Genomic DNA, 17,260 nt, shown 5'->3' with positions numbered 1-17,260 from the left:
TATACGACCCACCCCGACAAACCGTCAAACACTTATTTGCAAAAAAATGACGCTCTTTTCAAAATTGGCGGAAAACCAACGGAAATTAGGAAAATTTATCTGCCGGGCATCCGGGCAGCGGCACGGCCGCTCTCTTCAGCCCCCTTTGATTCGAACCAAAGACTGACAAAACCTGCGAAAACCGATCCCGCACCTCCCGGAAAGAACGACTCAAACGAAATGCGGGCGTCAGGATTCCCCCTGACACCCGCATATTGATCGTCCAGCCGCCCCACCCCGCCTTGTGAGACGGGCTCACTGGACGGAGGGGGCTGCCGCCAGCGTGTTGCTACTGGCCAGCCTTGATCTTGGTCCAGCCACGCTTCAGCAGCCGGTCATACCGGGCCGAGCGGGCCAGAGTCGGGAACAGGTTCTCCTTGATCTCGTCCGTCGGATAGATGGACGGGTCAGTCCGGACCTCTTCGTCGACCAGCGGCAGCGAAGCCTTGTTCGCATTCGCATAGAGCACATAGTTCGAGATATCGGCCGCGATCTGGGGCCGCATCACGAAATCAATGAAGGCATGGGCGTTTTCCGGATGCGGCGCATCGGCCGGGATGGCCAGCATGTCGAACCAGACCACCGCGCCTTCCTTCGGGATCACATACTGGATCTCCACACCCTGGCCGGCTTCCGTCGCCCGGTCCGCCGCCTGCAGGATGTCCCCCGAATAGCCCATGGCCAGACAGACCTCTCCATTCGCCAGGTCGTCGATATATTGCGAGGAATGGAAATAGCGGATGTGCGGACGGACCGAGCCAAGCAGCTCCTCCGCCTTGGCCAGATCATCCGGGGATTCGCTGTTCGGATCGAGACCGAGATATTTCAGGGCGGTCGCCATCACGTCATTCGGCGCATCCAGCAGGCTCACCCCGCAATCCGCCAGCTTGGACACCACCGCCGGATCGAAGAACAGCGCCCAGGTGTTTGTCGGCATTTCGCCAAGCCGTTCGGTGATGGCCTTCACATTATAGCCAAAGCCCGTGGTGCCCCACATATAGGTCACGGAATGCTCATTGCCCGGATCGTGCAGCGCGACCCGCTGGCTGATCACCGGATCCATGTTCTTCAGGTTCGGCAGCTTCGCCGGGTCCAGCTTGCGGAATACGCCGGCCTTGATCTGGCGCTCCAGGAAATTGGCTGTCGGCACCACCACATCATACCCGGTCGATCCGGTGAGCAGTTTGGCCTCGACGATCTCGTTACTGTCGAAGACGTCGTAATTGACCTTGATACCGGTCTCCGCCTCGAACTTCTCGATCGTATCCTCGGCGATATAATCGCTCCAGTTATAGACGTTAAGAACCTTTTCCTCGGCGTTGGCCATACCGCCAAGCACCGTAACGGCGACGGTAACCGCCGCGCATAATCCCCGTGATACCATAGTGACTGCTCCTCTCCCGGTTCTGCAGATCCCTGATAATCCTATTGCCATAGCTCCCGTTGCCGGTCACGCGGAATACAGGGGCAACGATAACGGATGGGGCGAATTTATCATTGATCACTCGCCCGCATACGTTATGCTGACATACTCCAAATGCCTTCAGGGCAAGTCCAAGCCTCCGCCCTGTTCAACTTGGTACCGGGCGCGTCGTTACGCGACCCGGTTCTTTTTTACCCGTCCACCATCTCCAGCAGCGTGCGTGACAGGCTTTCCTGGACCCGGATGCCGTCCCGTGCGGTTGTCTCGCGGGCCTTGCGCCGCCGGTCGCCCGGCAGGCGCACACCCTCGTCGGACAGCATCCGCTCGAACAGCAGATCCGCATGGGCCGCGAACCCTGCCCCGTCCCCGAACCGGGCAGGGTCAAAGGCGATGATCAACTCCCCCCCGACCGGCGGTCCGCCATCGCCATTATCCACCTCCTCCGCCTCGAAGCTCAGCTTGTCACCAATCAGCGCCCCCGCAAGCAATTCGACCATCATGGCCAGCGCCGCGCCCTTGTAGCCACCGAAGGCGAGCTGCGCGCCGCCATCGAGAATCGCCTTGGGGTCCGTCGTGTCCTTGCCGTTCCTGTCGATCCCGGCGCCGTAAGGCACGGAATGACCGTCCCGGGCGGCGATCATGATTTCGCCCCGGGCCATGGTCGAGGAGGCCTGATCGAAGACCATCGGATGCTTGCCCGGCCTTGGCCAGGCAAACGCCATCGGGTTGGTTCCGAAAATCGGCGTCCGGCCGCCCGGCGCGACGACATAAGGGAAAGCCGCCGTGAAGGCGAAAGCCGCCAGCCCCTGTTCAGCCAGCGCCTCCGTCTCCGGCCAGAGGGCCGCGAAATGATAAATATCGTTCAGGGCAAGCGCGGCAATACCGGTGCCCCTCGCCCGCTCAACCAGCGCGGCGCGCCCGACCTCAAGCGCCAGGGGCGCGAAGCCGCCATCGCCCGCCACCCGCACCACGGAGGGCGCAAGATCGCTGACCACCGGCCGCGCCTTGCCGTTCGCCTTGCCGCTCTTCAGCGAGGCCACATAGCCGGGAATCCTGAACAGCCCGTGCGAGTGGCAGAGATCCCGCTCCGCCGCCGTGACGATATCCGCGACCGCGCGCGCATTCTCGGCATCCGCACCATGCTGGGTAAGACACCGCGTTGCCAGCGCATGGGCCTCTTCCAGCGTCATCGAAACCGTACTCATTAACCTGATCCCCTCCCGGTCGGAAACAGCCACAGCAAAGCACGGATGCGGACCGCAGGGAATCAGGTTTCAGGTGTGCCGGCTCAGACCATTCCGTCCGCCAGACTGAACATCAGGAGGATGATGGCCCCCGCCGCCAGACAGCCGATGGCGGCGGGCCAGATACCGTATTGTGCGGTATCGTCCGTGATTTCTGGATCGTCGAGACCGACATCGTCATCCGTCGGGTGTCCGGGATCGATTCTCATCTCTCTCTCCTCAGCCGTTCAGGAACTTGGGCAGCCACAGCGCGATCTCCGGGAAGAACAGCACCATCATCAGCCCGATAATCTGCAACCCGATAAAGGGCAGCACCGCGACGAAGATCTCCTGCAGCGTCACATCCTTCGGCGCCACCGACTTCAACCAGAAGCAGGCCGGACCGAAAGGCGGTGACAGGAAGTAAATCTGGATATTCATCACGAACAGCACACCGAACCATACGGCCGCCCATTCCGGCTCCAGCCCCAGTTCCGGCGCCATACCGACAACCACCGGCGCGAAAATCGGCACCGTGATGAAAAGGATTGCGATCCATTCCATGAACGTGCCGAGCACCATCAGCACGGCCATCATGACGAAAATGATGCCAAGCGGCGGCAGATCGAGGCCCGAGAACAGGCTGCGCATGAAATCGCCGCCGCCGATCAGGTTGTAGATGCCGACAAAACTGACCGCGCCGAGAATCAGCCAGATGATGGTGCCGACCGTGGTCATGGTCTGGGCCAGGGCGTTCTGCAACATGGTCCAGTCGAACCGGAACCGGACAGCGGCAATCACAATGGCTCCGAAGACACCGACCCCGGCGGCCTCGGTCACCGACGCAATGCCGGCATAGATCGAGCCCATGACACAGGCGATCAACAGGATGGAGAGTCCCACCGCGGCAAGCCGGTTGCTGGACAGCGTCGCCTGCTCTCCCTTTCTTGCGGCGGCTTCCTCGGCGGTCGGCGCCAGGGACGGGTTGATGGCGCACCGGATCAACACGAAGACGATATAGAACAGGGCGAGCATCAGCCCTGGGATCGCGCCGGCCATGAACAGATCGCCAATCGAGACCTGGGCGGACAGCCCGTAGACGATCATGACGATGCTGGGCGGAATCAGGGTCGCCAGTGAGCCGGAAGCGCAGATTGTCCCGATGGAAAGCTTCCGGTCATACCCGAGGCGCAGCATTTGCGGCAGGGCGACGAGGCCGAGCATGACAATCTCGCCCCCCATGATGCCCGACATCGCCGCCATGACGACGGCGACGATGACGGTCTGCACCGCGACGCCGCCGCGCAGTTTTCCGGCAAAAATCGACATCGCATCGAACAGATCCTCGGCAATCCCCGCCTTCTCCAGCAGCGAGGCCATCAAGACGAAGAGCGGGACGGCCACCAGCGGATAATTCTCCAGCAGGCCGAATGCATTGGTGGAGACGAGGTAGAGGCCGCGCGGGCCGAAGAACAGCAGCGCGCAAATAATCGAGACGATCAGCGTGACCACGCCAAGCGGCATGCCGGTCATCATCAGGGCGATCAGCGCGATCACAATGCCAACACTGACCGTGCCGATATCATAGTCCCGCAGGCTCACCACCTGGCTCGGGTCGAGCGTCTCGGCAAGGCCGCTCAACATGTCGTGATAGCCGGCCAGCAGCGTCACGTCGGCGCCGAAATGAACCGCCACGACCGAGATCAGCCGCAACAGCAACAACACCCCCACGATACCGGCGACGACACGGGCGGCATAGGACATGAAATGCCGGTTGGTATTGACCAGAAGCTGACAGAGATAGATGACCGCGCCGAGCGCCAGAACGGTCTTCAGGATCATCGGCATCGGCGAGTTCCAGGCCGAGCCCGCCCGTTCCACCAGCGAGATGGCTTCCAGCGCACGCACCAGAGTGTCGTCCGCCAGCATGAAGAGCGCGGCGATCCCGACCACCAGCGCCAGCAGGTCGAGCCACCATTTCGTCCGGTCGCCGGCCATCAGATAGAAGACGGTGATGCCTATATGCCGTTTATGAAACGTCACATAGCCGGCGGAAATCATCCAGGCCGAGGCGCACAGCACCATGACCACTTCGAACGCCCATTGCGTCGGCGCGTTGAAAACATATCTGGAAATCACTTCCCAAAGCGTGACGACAGCGCACAACAAATAGAACTGCGCGGCCGCGAGCCCGGTGAAACGACTGAAACTGTCCATGGCAGTGCCAACGGCACGAAACATTCCTGGTCCCCTCGCCTGAAATATAGAAATCACCCGGCAAACAGAGCGCTGCTTGCCGGGTTCCTGTTAGGTGGAGAGGAGATCAGTCGAGCAGACCGACCTGCTTCATGAAGGCGATGTGCGCATCGAGGGCTTCCTGGGCGAGCGGGCTCTTCTTGCCGTAATCCTCCCAGGCCTTGACCGCGATCTTGCGGAACGCGTCGCGATCCTCCTGGGGCCAGTTCACCACCGTGATGTCGCCGCCGGCCTTGTCCTTGGCGACAAGCGCACGATCCTGCAGATCGGCTTCCCGGCGCATGGTCGCATAGGCCGCGACATACCAGGTCTCAAGCATGACCCGCTGGCCTTCCGTCAGCTTGTCCCAGACATCCTTGTTCACGACAAACTGAAGGACAGCCATCGAGTGAATGCCCGGATAGATCGGATATTTGGCGATCTTGTGCATGCCGCTGGCTGCGTTGTTCACATAGGCGGAGGCATCGGCGGCATCGACGATGCCCTTGTCGAGAGCCGTGTAGACTTCGGAGAACGGCAGCGAGACCGGAGAAGCACCCGCACGGCGGAACACTTCCGATGCCAGACCTTCCGGAGAGCGGATTTTCACACCCTCGAGATCCGCCACGCCCATGATCGGCTTTTTCGCGACCAGCGCTTCCTTCGTGTACGGCCCGCAGCCGACAACATGGATCTTGCCGCCTGCATATTTGTCATAGAGCTTTTGCAGGATCTCCTTGCCGCCACCCTGCATGCAGAAGGTCTGCACCTGCTCGGGCGTGTCATATCCAGCGATCAGATCGCCGATGACCGCGAAGGCGGGGTCTCGTCCCGTGAAATAGGAAACGGCGTTCAAATCCCCGTCGAGAATCCCGTTTGCGACCGCGTCGATGGTTTCCCGGTGCGGGACGACGGCTTTGGTCGGCAACACCTCGATCTTGAGGGCTCCATCCGACATGAGCTCGACTTTCTCGGCCCAGGTTTCGGTCATAAAGCGGTGAGCCCAATCCCCGGCCTTCGAGCTTGCCTGCAATTTGAGTGTTTTCGCATCGGCTGCGCCCGTCAAAGCGACAAGCATGGCAGCGCTCAGAATCGCGATTCCGCGTTTCATTCTAGTCCTCCCTTTTTATGCCCGGCCCGATTTGTCTGGGCCGTTCTTTGGAGCCCTGTCCGCGACCGACGCCTGTCGGCATCAGTCGGAACAAGCGCTCATTGCACGGGCAACCGTAAGGGAGGTGCCCCGGAGAACCAAGAAACAACGTATACATAAACGCGACCGAGGTCGCATACACGCGATAATGCGGGCCTCGATCCTCGTCTGACTGGCGCGGAAACCCCAAGGTTTCCGCGCCCGGCCATGACCGGCCTCCACGATACGGAAAAACTCGGAATGGAAAAACTCGGGGCCGCCGCAAACCAATCTTATTCGCGGCGGCCGGATATAACCTCTCAGCTCACGCCGAGCTTCTCGGCCACGAAATCAAGCCGGTCCTGCCCCCAGAACAATTCCTCGTCGATGATGAAGGACGGGGCACCGAAGACGCCGCGATGGAGGGCCTGTTCGGTATCCTCCTCGAAGGCGGCCTTGGTCTCTTCGCTCTTGGCCGCCGTCACCAGGGAGGCGCCATCAAAGCCGGCTTTCGCACAACATTCCGCCAGGACCGTTTCATCGTCGATCGAACGGTCCTGCTCCCAGAGGCTTTCCAGGATCAGCGTCGACAGCAACAGGGCATTGCCGCCGGCAAGACGGGCGGCAGTGACCAGATGGGCCGACAGGGGTGTCTTTGCCGGAAAATTTTCCGGCTCGATGACGATGGGAAGATTGAGGCGCTGCTTCCAGCGGGCAAGCTCGACCAGCCGGTAGGCCCGGCGCTGTGGTGCCCGCTTCGGCAGGGGCAAACCGCCGGACTGGGCAAAGATCTGCCCGAAATTGACCGCATAGACATTCACCTCGGCGCCGGCCTTTTCGGTCATCGCCATGAACCGCCGGGCTCCGAGATAACTCCACGGGCTGGAGGTGGTCATAAAGTAGTCCACAGTCACGGCCATGATCCGGCTTCCTCGCTGAGATGTTTATTCTGGTTATCAGGAACGAACATTCTACTCCGCATTATCGGCGACCGCGACCAGGATGGATCCCGCATCGCGGCAAGCAGCTCCGTTATAAAAAACCACCCGCGGCCGCCATGATGGCGCGCGCGGTCATCAGGTCGAGATGGGCGCCACCGCCATTCTTGAACAGGGTAATCTCCAGGTCGTTGGTACGGCCTTGCTCTCCGGCGGCCAGATCGTAAAGATCGGCCCGCACATCCGCCGGAGCGATCAGCCCGGCGGCGATCGGGATGGCAAGATCGCCCACATCCGCAAGCGTGGTATCCCGACAGTCGACAAATAAGCGTGCCTTGGCGATCAACCCGTCATCCGCTTCCCGCATCTCCGGCGTAAAGCCGCCGACAAGATCGACATGGGTTCCGGGCGATACCCACTCTCCCATCAGCACAGGCGTGCGGGCCATGGTCGCCGCGGCGACGATATCGGCATCACCGACGGCGGCAGGCAGACTGTCGACCCGGATGACCGGCAAGCCGTCCCGGCGCAATTGCTCGCAGAGATCTTCGGCACGCTTCTGGGAGCGATTATGAATCTCGATCCGCTCCAGCCCCGGAAACAGTTCCGCATAGGCCCGGGCCAGCGTCCCCGCAACCGTGCCCGCACCGATAATGACCAGCTTGCGGCTGTCCGGCCGGGCGAGATAACGGGCGCCGAGAACGGAATCCGCCGCTGTTTTCCAGTCCGTCACCATGGTGCCGTCGAGCACAGCCTCCGGCGTGCCTGTATCGTCCGAGAAAACCAGCATCGCCGCCTGCACGGTCGGCAGGCCCGCCGCCTCGTTGCCCGGCATCACGCTGGCGGACTTCACCCCCATGCCGAGCCCGTCGATCCAGGCGCAGCGGGTCAGCAGCGCTTCGCTGTCCCGTTCAAGCAACTGATCGCCAATCCGGGCGCGCGGCAGCCGGTGGCCGGCCTCAAGTGCATCGGCGATCATGCGCCAGGAGAGATTGCCCGCGACATCTTCCGGGCCGATATAGCGCAGGCTCATGCCGTCTCTTTCCTGCTGATCCGGTAGAGCACATGCCGCCGCAATGGATTGCCTAGCTCCAGCATCGGATGGTCGAAATCATCCGCCGGATCGTGATGCATGCCGATCTTTTCCATCACGCCGCGTGAGCGCACATTATCAGGCACCGTGAAAGAGACGATTTCCGTCAGTCCGAGCGGGCCGAAACCATGGGCAAGCGCCGCCCGCGCCGCCTCCGTCGCGAAGCCCTTGCCCCAATGGGCATGATCCAGCCGCCAACCAATCTCCACCGCGGGCATGAAGGGAGCCTCGAAGCGCGGGACGGCGAGCCCGGTGAAGCCGATGAAAGCCCCGGTATCTTGCCGCTCGACGGCAAAGAGGCCAAAGCCGCGTCCCTCAAAATGATCATCGATCCGGTCCGCCAGCCCGTCGGACTCTTCCCGGGTGAGCCGCTTCGGCAGAAACTCGCAGACTTCCGCCGAGGCGTTCAGCGCGGCGAAGGGCACACGGTCCTCCGCCCGCCAACGCCTGAGAATCAGTCGCTCCGTCTCGATCATTTTCCAGCCTGTTCCGCCTCATGCAGCGCACGCAGATCCTTGCGCACGATCTTGCCCGTTGTCGTCATCGGCAGAGCATCCACGAATGACACGTGCCGGGGATATTCATGCGCCGCGAGACGGGTCTTCACGTGCTCCTGAATATCCTTCGCCAAAGCATCGTCACCGGCAATACCATCCTTCAGAACGATGAAGGCCTTCACCGCCTGGGTCCGCAACGGGTCCGGCACGCCGATCACCGCCGCCATCGCCACCGCCGGATGGCCGACCAGACAATCCTCGATCTCGCCGGGGCCGATCCGGTAGCCCGCCGAGGTGATGACATCGTCATCGCGGCCGACATACCAGAAATAACCATCCGCATCCCGTATCGCCTGGTCGCCGGTCAGCAGCCAGTCACCGGCGTATTTTCTCTCCGTGGCCTCGGGGTTGTTCCAGTATTCGAGGAACATGACAGGATCGCCTTTGAGGATCCCGACATTGCCCTGGGTGCCATCAGGCAACGGATTGCCGCCGTCATCGACAATCCCGACCTCATGGCCGGGAACGGCCCGCCCCATCGCCCCCGGCCGCACCTCCATCACATCGGCGCAATTGCCCACCACGACATTGCATTCGGTCTGCCCGTAGAACTCGTTGATGGTGAGCCCGAAGACCGCACGGCCCCAGTCCAGCAGCTCGGCACCAAGGGTCTCGCCGCCGGACACCACCGAGCGCACATCATAGCTGTAGCATTCGCGCGGGCGCTCGACCTGGCGCATCAGCTTCAGGGCCGTCGGCGGTAGGAAGCTGTTCCGTACGCCGTGCTCCTGCATAAGCCAGAAAGCCTCTTCGGGATCGAACTTGCGGGCCCTGTAGGCGAGCACCGGCACGCCGTGATGCCAGGCCGGCAGCAGCACGTCGATCAGCCCGCCGATCCAGGCCCAGTCGGCCGGAGTCCAGAACAGATCGCCCGGCTTCGGGAACATCCGGTTCGAAAATTCCACACCCGGCAAATGGCCGAGCAGGACCCGGTGGGCATGCAGCGCGCCCTTCGGCGGTCCGGTCGTGCCGGAGGTATAGATGATCAGCGCCGGGTCGTCGGCCCTGGTGTCGACGGCCTCAAAGCTGTCCGAGGCCCGCTCCAGCGCGGGGGTGAATGCCGTGAAATCATCTCCGCCCGCCGTCACGTCGGTAACGAAGATATGGCGTAGCGCGGGCACCTGATCGCGGAAGCTCCGGATTTTCTCCAGCCCAAGCACGTCCGTCACCACCGCCGTGGCACCTGAATTGGCCAGCCGGTAGACCAGCGCTTCCTCGGCGAACAGCGCGAAGAGCGGCACCGCGATCATCCCGGCCTTGTAGATTGCCGTATGGGCGAAGGCGGTTTCCGGGCGCTGCGGCAGCAGGATCGCCACCCTGTCTCCGCGCTTGATGCCGCTGGCCGTCAGCACATTCGCGAACCTGCCGGAGGCTTTGGTGATATCGCCGAAACTGTAGCGGTCGATCGTGCCGTCTTCGGTCCGGTAGATCAGCGCCAAGGCATCCGGCTTTTGCCGGTCCGCGATATCGCGGCCGATATTGTAACGCTCCGGAATGCGCCATTCGAAGGCGTCGCGAATTTCGTCGTAAGTGCTGCCGTTCGGAAGCATTTTCTGAGTTCCTCCCCAAGGAATCAGGCCCAAGGAATCAGGCAAGAAGTCAGGAGGGGAAAAAGATCATGGAATGAAGCGCCCGGCCAGCGGAAAGCCGGTCGGACGCCTTCTTAAAATGCGGCCAGCCTTAACTGCGGCAGGTCAAGCCGTCGCCACGGCGGTTCTGCCTTCCACCACCTGATCGGCAATCCGGCCGGTCAGTTCCGCCAGATGGTCGAAGGCGCCGTCATAGAAGCCGATCCCGCCGGTATGGGAGCGGATCTCGATGATCAGATCCCGGGTCTCGCTCTCCGGCAGATAGGCCTCGACCTCGTCCCAGCCGCTCCAGTCCTCCTTCGCCTGGAAGCCGAGGATCTGGCCGCGCCGACCGGTGATGATCCGCTGCACCCGCGCCGTCGCGTCGTTCGGCACGGAAATCACCACTTTCTGGATCGGCTCCAGCAGCACCGGCTTGCATTTGGGCAAGCCCTCATTCATCGCCATCCGCGCCGCTGTCTTGAAGGCCATGTCGGAGCTGTCCACCGCGTGGGCCGAGCCGTCACAAAGCTCCACCGCCACGTCAACGACCTCGAACCCCAAGGGGCCGCGCCGCATGAAGTCCTTCACCCCCTCCTCGACGGCGGGGATGTACTGTTTCGGCACCGAGCCGCCGACAATGCTGTTCTTGAAGGCAAAGCCCTCACCCCGGCCAAGCGGCGCGATCCTGATTTTCACGTCGCCGAACTGGCCGTGACCGCCGGTCTGCTTCTTGTGCCGGGCATGCTGCTCCGCGCCCTTGCGGATGGATTCCTTATAGGGCACGCCGGGCTCGCGGGCCTCGACCTGCAGCTTGAAGCGGCTCTCCAGCCGTTCGATCATCACCCGCAGATGCGTGTCGCCCTGCCCCCGGATCACCAGCTCGCCCAGCGCGGCATTATGCTCCACCCGGAAAGACGGGTCCTCTTCCGCCAGCTTGGTCAAAGCGCCGGAAAGCTTCACCTCGTCGCCCCGATTGACCGGTGTGATGGCAAGGCCGTAGACCGGTTGCAGCGGCTCCGGCCAGTCCATCCCGGCCACGCCGCCCGGCGTCAGCAAGTCACCCGTTGCGATCTCGTCCATCCGGCCGAAAGAGGCGACATCCCCCTCGGAGACCGCGCCGCATTTCTCTAGCTTGGCACCGGTCACATGGTTGATGCCGCTGACCCGCTGGCCGTTCAGCTCTTCCCCGTCCTTCACCGTGCCGTGCCAGACCCGAACATAGGAGAGCTTGCCCATATGCGCCGCATGCACGGTCTTGAAGACCTGACAGACCGCGTTATCCACCGCACTGATACCAAGCCGCCCGGCAGTCGCCGCGACGCCCGGCGTCTCATGGCGCAGGGTCTTGAGCAGCCGCTGAATACCGTGATCCTTCTCCGCCCCGCCAAGCAGCACCGGAACAACCAGATCGCCCCGCAGCGTCTCGGTCAGCTGGCCGTAGACATCCGGCGCCGCCGGCTCGACATCCTCCAGCAATTGCTCCAGCAGCGCGTCGTCGAAATCCGACAAGGTCTCCAGCATCTCGTTCCGGGCTTCCTTCTCCCGGTCCGCCACGGCGTCCGGGATCTGCACCAGCTTCGAGGGTTTGCCGTTCTGGTACTGATAAGCCCGTTCGCTCACCAGATCGACGTAACCGGTGACGACATCACCGCCGTCGCGGATCGGCACCTGGCGCAGTGCCACGGGCCGGTCGGAGACGTCCTGCAATGCATGCATGATGTCGCGCATGCGGTCGTTCGACTCCTCGATCTTGTTGACGAAGATCACATGCGGGATGTCGTGTGCGTCGAGGAACTTGAGATAGGGGGTAAGGGCCGCCGCCTTTTCAACTTCCGGATCGGCCACCACGATCGCGATATCGGCGACCATGCAGGCATTGCGCATGTCCTGATTGAAATCGAGGCCACCGGGCGTGTCGATGAAGATCCAGTCCTCATCCAGAAACCGGCCGCGCCCGAGGGTGAGTTCCGTACTCGCCTGGCGTTTGCGGGATTCCTCGGCACTGTCGCCAACGGTCGAGCCGTCCCGGACCATGCCTTTCTTGTGCAGGGTCCCCGTCGCCAGAAGCAGCGCCTCGAAAAGCGAGGTCTTGCCACTCAGATAGGGACCCACGAGCACCGCGCAACGGGGTGTGTCTCCACTCTTGTCTGCCATTGTATCCTCCCTGTGTTCTGCCGGTCCGGATCCATGATCGGCCCGGTCCGGCCCGCCTCTTTTCGAGACGGTTTCAAGCCGGCGGAAGGCGCCAGCACCAGGGAGCGGCGCGAGCGCACACGCCATCCACATTCCCGCACTTCCGGCGGCATGAGGCAAGGAGAATCACCGATTCGCGGGGGATTTCAGTTCTGGAGATGCGCTCATCAACGGGCGAGTCCCGAGGCCGGGTTAGGCAAAAGCCTCCGAAGCAGATTAATGGGCTGTGTAGGTCAGCAATGGGTGGGAAGCGGACATCGATGCCGCGGGGGCGGCATCGAAAGAGAGCTCAAAATTACTGACACCTTCTGTAAACCACAGCACGGTTTCGGCGGAGCTTATATAAGCTCCGCGCCGCCGTTCCGTACTACTCTTTAAATCGGAATTCCCAGAGCGCAGCGGGCGCCCTCTCGGATCACAAGCTTCAGCCCCGTATCTCCACACCGGCCCATTCTTCAATCACCTTGGCAATGCACGTGAAATCGGAGTCCGGGCCATATTTCGCTTTGGTGATCGTCAGGATTTGCCGGATCAACGCACCGCCCAGCATTGGGACACCCATTGCCTCGGCTTCCTCGACGCAGAGCCGGACATCCTTGTAAGACAACGCGGTCGTAAATCCGAAATCGAAGGTGCCTGGCAGTATGGCTTTCGGGAACTTGTCTTGCGTCGCACTGTTCCGGCCACTGCTGACATTGATGATGTCGGTCATCACTTTCGGATCCACTCCGGCCTTCACCCCCATTGCCAATGCCTCAGAGCTCAGCACCAGGGCCGCGGCAGCCAGCATGTTGTTGCCGAGTTTCACCACTTGCGCCAATCCCGGATCTTCGCCAACGAAGAACGGCCTGCCGAAGTTCGCTATGATTGGCTCAATGCGCGCATAAACCGGCTGAGGGCACGATACCATCTCCGCCAATGTTCCGTTCGCGGCCCCCGTCACGCCTCCACTGACCGGACAATCGACCCACTGTACAGCGTGCTTCGACAAACCCTCGGCAACGCGTTTTGCCGTATTGGGGCCGGTGGTCGAAAGATCCAGCATGATTTCGATAGCAGCCCCCCCAGCAAGCCCGTCCGGGCCCAGAGCCACCAGCTCGACGACATCAGGGGTTGGCAAGCTGGTCAATACGATTGGCGCCGCATCGGCGACTTCGCGGGGCGAGCCGGCTTTCCGTCCACCGTGCGCGACGACCGCATTCAATGCCGCTTCACTCGGGTCATAAACCGTCAATTCATACCCTGCATTGATCAAGCGTTCCGACATTGGGCCGCCCATACGTCCCAGCCCGACGAAACCGAGTTTTTTATCCGTCATCTATTTGGTCTTTCATCTCGCGTTGGAGCTCAGTAACGGCGGGAATTCCGTGTCACGGGTATTTCCGCCATCCGGGATGGTCTGGCGGCGATTCAAAAACCGCCGCCAGCGTTATTGCTTATTGGCTATTCACCGCGTGCGGGTTTGCCGAGCGCCTCAAGAGCGCGCGCGATATACGCACGGCCATCAAAGCCCAAAGCCTCGGCACGATCATAGAACTGCTGGTATGACGCATTCGCATATTCGGGCGCTGTAACGCGCTGGACCTCTGATTGCGGTGCCGTCCAGAGCTCAATGCCGTTCTCCGCCATTTGCTTCACGGCGGTGTTCACGTGCGAATAGAAATTGTAGAGCGCCTCGTGCTCCAGGTCTTTCATCTCCGTGCGGATTGCCGCCCGTTGATCCTCGGGAATCGATTCCCAGGTATCCTTGTTGATGATGATCACCCAACCCGTGATCGGACCAATCTTCCAGTTCTGCACATTCGGAGCCAGCCGCCAGTATTCCTGACCATTGCCATAGCAGGTCGACGTGAAGAGGCCGTCGATCACGCCACGCTCAAGCGCCGCCGGAACCTCGGATAGCGGCAACGGCGCGGCCTTGGCTCCGATGGCTTCGATCAAAGCGGCGGTCTGCGGATTGTGGACACGCAGTCGCTTGCCTTTGAAGTCCTCAAGCGTATGGATCGGCTCTTTCGAGAACAGCGCCTGACTGCACCAGGCGCCCTCGGCCAACACAACCGAGTTCCATTTATCTTCCCAGAGCTTCTCTACGTCGTCGCACCAGAAAGATGCGCAAAGATAGGAATATTCCGCCATGTTGTCGACGAGACCCGGGAGATTGAAGACGCCCATGCGGGGCTCTTCCCCGGCCAGGTACGTATGCAGCGCTCCAGACATCGGCACACGGCCGTCACGTACCGAAGCGGTGATCTGCGTCCCGCCGACCAGCGAGTCATTCAAGGACACTTTAACCTTTCCGCCCGTTGCCCGTTCGAATCGCATGGGAACCTGCTGCATCATTTTCAGATACAAAGAGTTCGGTGTCGGCAGGATGCCCATCGTCAGATCGAGATCCTGAGCACGGGCATCCGGTGTTGCCCATAGCCCACAAAGCGCAATCAATGCAGCCAGCCCCGTATTCCGGACCCATTGCCGGGACGGTCTGTTGTCTACTGAACTCCTAAACATGTCGTTCCTCCCAAAAAATCGGCAACCCCGCACACAGGGTGTTGCCTTGTTTGCCACACGCCGACACGTCGAACGCGTGATCTCCTGCCCCTTGCCGACAGGTATTTGCGATTAACGTAATACAATCTTACGAGCCTATTGCAAGACCAGAATACGGGTGCTAGTGGATCTGCAGACTGCAGGGACATGCGCTCTGAGGGCGCTGCGAATACCGGATGAGAGGATTGAGGCATGCGGGCGAGCGGCAAAATCACCGAACACCCCGACGCGAAAATGACTGCGGCGTCAGATCGGACAATCGCGCGGATTGCCGGCGCTTTAAGCCAGTTTTCGGGAGGGCTTAGCGCAATAGGCCTCCTCGTTATGACGGCCATCATCGGCTTCGAAGTGTTCTCGCGTTATATCCTCAACGAGCCGACGTCCTGGAGCGCCGAGATTGCCACCTATCTTTTGGTCGGCATCACCTTCCTCGGGCTCGCCCAAGCGCAGCGGCATGGCGATCATGTCCAGGTCGAATTATTGCTGAGTGCCGTCGATGCAGACCGTCGTCGGGACCTGGATATCATCGCCAATTATCTTGGCCTGATCTTCGTGCTGTTCGTGGCCTGGCAGATGTCCTGGTTCAACTACCAGGAATATGTCAACGACACGCGCGACTGGGGACTCCTGGCGACGCCGCAATGGATACCCGAAGTGCCGGTCACGATCGGCCTCTGGATCTTCGCCATCGCCATCCTGGCCGACATTCTGCAGGGCTCCGTCCTCACCGGCCGCCGGGCCTGGGCTGGGCTGGCGATTATCTGCATGCTGTCAGGTGTTTTGCTTTGGTCCGGACCGCGTCCGATGCCCCTGCTCGGAAGCCGGGTGGACATCGGCTCGGCCTCCATCGTCATAGCCGTTCTTGCCGGATGCCTGTTGCTGAACGGCCGGTCCATCGCGCTGGCGCTGCTTGCCATAACCGGAGGACTGATCGCAATCTACTGGCTGGCAAAGGGGGCCGCTCTGGCCCTGATCGGTGGCCTGCTTGTTGCGACGTTGCTCGGCCTCATGGTGATCGGAGTCCGGATCGCCCAGACGCTCGGGATTGTAGGCTTGCTTGGGCTCATGTTCCTGCTTCCCAAGCCCTTGCTCTCCGTGCTGGCGGAACGCGCCTGGAACAGCGTCAATACCTTTACCCTGACTGCGGTCCCGATGTTCGTGCTGATGGGCGCGCTGCTGATCCGCAGCGGCGTTACCCGCGAGATGTTCGACGCCCTGAGCCGATGGTTCGGACGCACCCCGGGAGGCCTCGCTCACGCCACGGTTGGCGCCTCTGCCGTTTTTGCCGCCGTGTCTGGCTCTAGCCTTGCCACTGCGGCGACCATGGGCAAGGTTGCCTGCCCCGAAATGATCTCGCGCGGGTACAGTCAGCGTCTGACCTACGGCGTAGTCGCCGCCGGCGCGACACTGGGCATCCTGATTCCGCCAAGCATCGCGATGATCATTTACGGCACAACCGTCGGGGTTCCGGTCACGCAGCTCTTCATGGCGGGCATTATTCCCGGCCTTCTACTCAGCGCGGGATTCATGGGCGGCGTCGTTCTCTGGTCGATCCTGCGTCCGACGGCAACACCAGGGGGGCTGCGTTATACCTTTAGTCAAAAGGTCTCCGGCTCACTCTCCGTACTTCCGTTCCTGTTCATCATACTGGTCGTGCTTGGTTCGCTCTACGCGGGTGTCGCAACGCCGACCGAGGCCGGCGCTGTCGGAGCGATCGCATCCTTCATAATGTGCTTGTTCCGGGGGACGCTCAATCTGCGGACCCTGTTTGAAACAGCGGTGGAAACCGCCCGAATCACGTCGTTCCTCTTACTGATTGTTGTTGGCGCCGCCATTATGAGCTGGGTGTTCGACTTCCTGCGCATACCGCGTGCAGTCGTCTCTGCGGTAGAAGCTGCGGAGCTTGCTCCGTGGCTTGTCATGCTCGTCATCGGCCTGATCTACGTCGTGCTCGGAATGTTTGTCGAATCAATCTCGATGATGCTGATGACGCTGCCGGTGACCTTCCCGATCGTGATTGCACTCGGCTTCGATCCTGTCTGGTTCGGCGTCGCTCTTGTTGTGATGATCGAGCTCGGACTGGTCACTCCACCAGTCGGGATTGTGCTTTTCATTCTGCGTGGAGTCAGCGAGACGACCCCTTTGCGTGAGATCGTTTTGGGTGTGTTGCCATTCGTCGGGATCATGCTTGCTTTTCAGGTACTGATCTATTTCTACCCCGAGATTGTTCTCTGGCTACCACAACAGGTGAAATAGCCCGGAGCGCCTGGGGGGGGCAGATGTTTCTGTCAACCAGTCTGGACTGTCTCGCC

Annotated in this window: 14 protein-coding genes; 2 read left to right on the top strand and 12 right to left on the bottom strand. The window is 61.4% G+C overall.

Going from position 1 to position 17,260, the window contains the following annotated elements:
• A partial coding sequence (locus AAC126_RS12365) for a hypothetical protein (RefSeq protein ID WP_339853763.1) occupies positions 1–258 on the top strand: 258 nt, incomplete at its 5' end.
• A 70-nt stretch (positions 259–328) separates the two neighbouring features.
• On the opposite strand, the gene AAC126_RS12360 is transcribed toward AAC126_RS12365, so the two are convergent.
• From AAC126_RS12360 to dctP, 12 genes are all read right to left on the bottom strand, one after another.
• A complete protein-coding gene (locus AAC126_RS12360; RefSeq protein ID WP_339853761.1) occupies positions 329–1,423 on the bottom strand; it encodes a polyamine ABC transporter substrate-binding protein in 1,095 nt (364 codons plus the stop codon).
• Between the two features lie 230 nt (positions 1,424–1,653).
• Entirely contained in the window at positions 1,654–2,667 is a 1,014-nt protein-coding gene (locus AAC126_RS12355; RefSeq protein ID WP_339853759.1) for an Ldh family oxidoreductase, read from the bottom strand.
• 83 nt (positions 2,668–2,750) lie between these two features.
• Entirely contained in the window at positions 2,751–2,915 is a 165-nt protein-coding gene (locus AAC126_RS12350; RefSeq protein WP_339853758.1) for a hypothetical protein, read from the bottom strand.
• A 10-nt stretch (positions 2,916–2,925) separates the two neighbouring features.
• Positions 2,926–4,926 carry a TRAP transporter large permease subunit gene (locus tag AAC126_RS12345; RefSeq protein ID WP_339853757.1) on the bottom strand — a complete coding sequence of 667 codons (2,001 nt, stop codon included), beginning with the start codon at positions 4,924–4,926 and terminating at the stop codon, positions 2,926–2,928.
• Positions 4,927–5,008: 82 nt separating this feature from the next.
• Positions 5,009–6,031 (bottom strand): TRAP transporter substrate-binding protein, encoded by a 1,023-nt coding sequence (locus tag AAC126_RS12340; RefSeq protein ID WP_339853755.1) that lies wholly within the window; start codon positions 6,029–6,031, stop codon positions 5,009–5,011.
• Between the two features lie 338 nt (positions 6,032–6,369).
• Positions 6,370–6,969 carry a 2-hydroxychromene-2-carboxylate isomerase gene (locus AAC126_RS12335; RefSeq protein WP_339853753.1) on the bottom strand — a complete coding sequence of 200 codons (600 nt, stop codon included), beginning with the start codon at positions 6,967–6,969 and terminating at the stop codon, positions 6,370–6,372.
• Between the two features lie 112 nt (positions 6,970–7,081).
• Entirely contained in the window at positions 7,082–8,020 is a 939-nt protein-coding gene (locus AAC126_RS12330) for an ornithine cyclodeaminase family protein (RefSeq protein WP_339853751.1), read from the bottom strand.
• Positions 8,017–8,556, bottom strand: coding sequence for a GNAT family N-acetyltransferase (locus tag AAC126_RS12325; protein WP_339853749.1), 540 nt, complete (start codon positions 8,554–8,556; stop codon positions 8,017–8,019). Before AAC126_RS12325 ends, AAC126_RS12330 begins: the two co-directional genes overlap by 4 nt.
• Positions 8,553–10,187, bottom strand: coding sequence for an acyl-CoA synthetase (locus AAC126_RS12320; protein WP_339853747.1), 1,635 nt, complete (start codon positions 10,185–10,187; stop codon positions 8,553–8,555). The genes AAC126_RS12325 and AAC126_RS12320 overlap by 4 nt, the downstream gene beginning before the upstream one ends.
• Positions 10,188–10,331: 144 nt before the next feature.
• Complete coding sequence (locus AAC126_RS12315) at positions 10,332–12,362, bottom strand: elongation factor G (protein ID WP_339853745.1); 2,031 nt, start codon at positions 12,360–12,362, stop codon at positions 10,332–10,334.
• Positions 12,363–12,825: 463 nt separating this feature from the next.
• On the bottom strand, positions 12,826–13,719 hold the full coding sequence (locus tag AAC126_RS12310) for an NAD(P)-dependent oxidoreductase (RefSeq protein WP_339853743.1): 894 nt from the start codon (positions 13,717–13,719) through the stop codon (positions 12,826–12,828).
• A gap of 125 nt (positions 13,720–13,844) precedes the next feature.
• Complete coding sequence (gene dctP / locus AAC126_RS12305) at positions 13,845–14,909, bottom strand: TRAP transporter substrate-binding protein DctP (protein ID WP_339853741.1); 1,065 nt, start codon at positions 14,907–14,909, stop codon at positions 13,845–13,847.
• 363 nt (positions 14,910–15,272) lie between these two features.
• Here dctP and AAC126_RS12300 point away from each other — a divergent pair, with 363 nt between their 5' ends.
• On the top strand, positions 15,273–17,204 hold the full coding sequence (locus AAC126_RS12300; protein ID WP_339853739.1) for a TRAP transporter large permease subunit: 1,932 nt from the start codon (positions 15,273–15,275) through the stop codon (positions 17,202–17,204).
• The last annotated feature ends 56 nt before the right edge of the window (positions 17,205–17,260 follow it).

The organism is uncultured Nisaea sp., from assembly GCF_963974195.1.
Taxonomy (GTDB): Bacteria; Pseudomonadota; Alphaproteobacteria; order Thalassobaculales; family Thalassobaculaceae; genus Nisaea.
The sequence above is the reverse complement of the archived record's forward strand: the minus strand, read 5'-3'. Positions and strand labels throughout refer to the sequence as shown.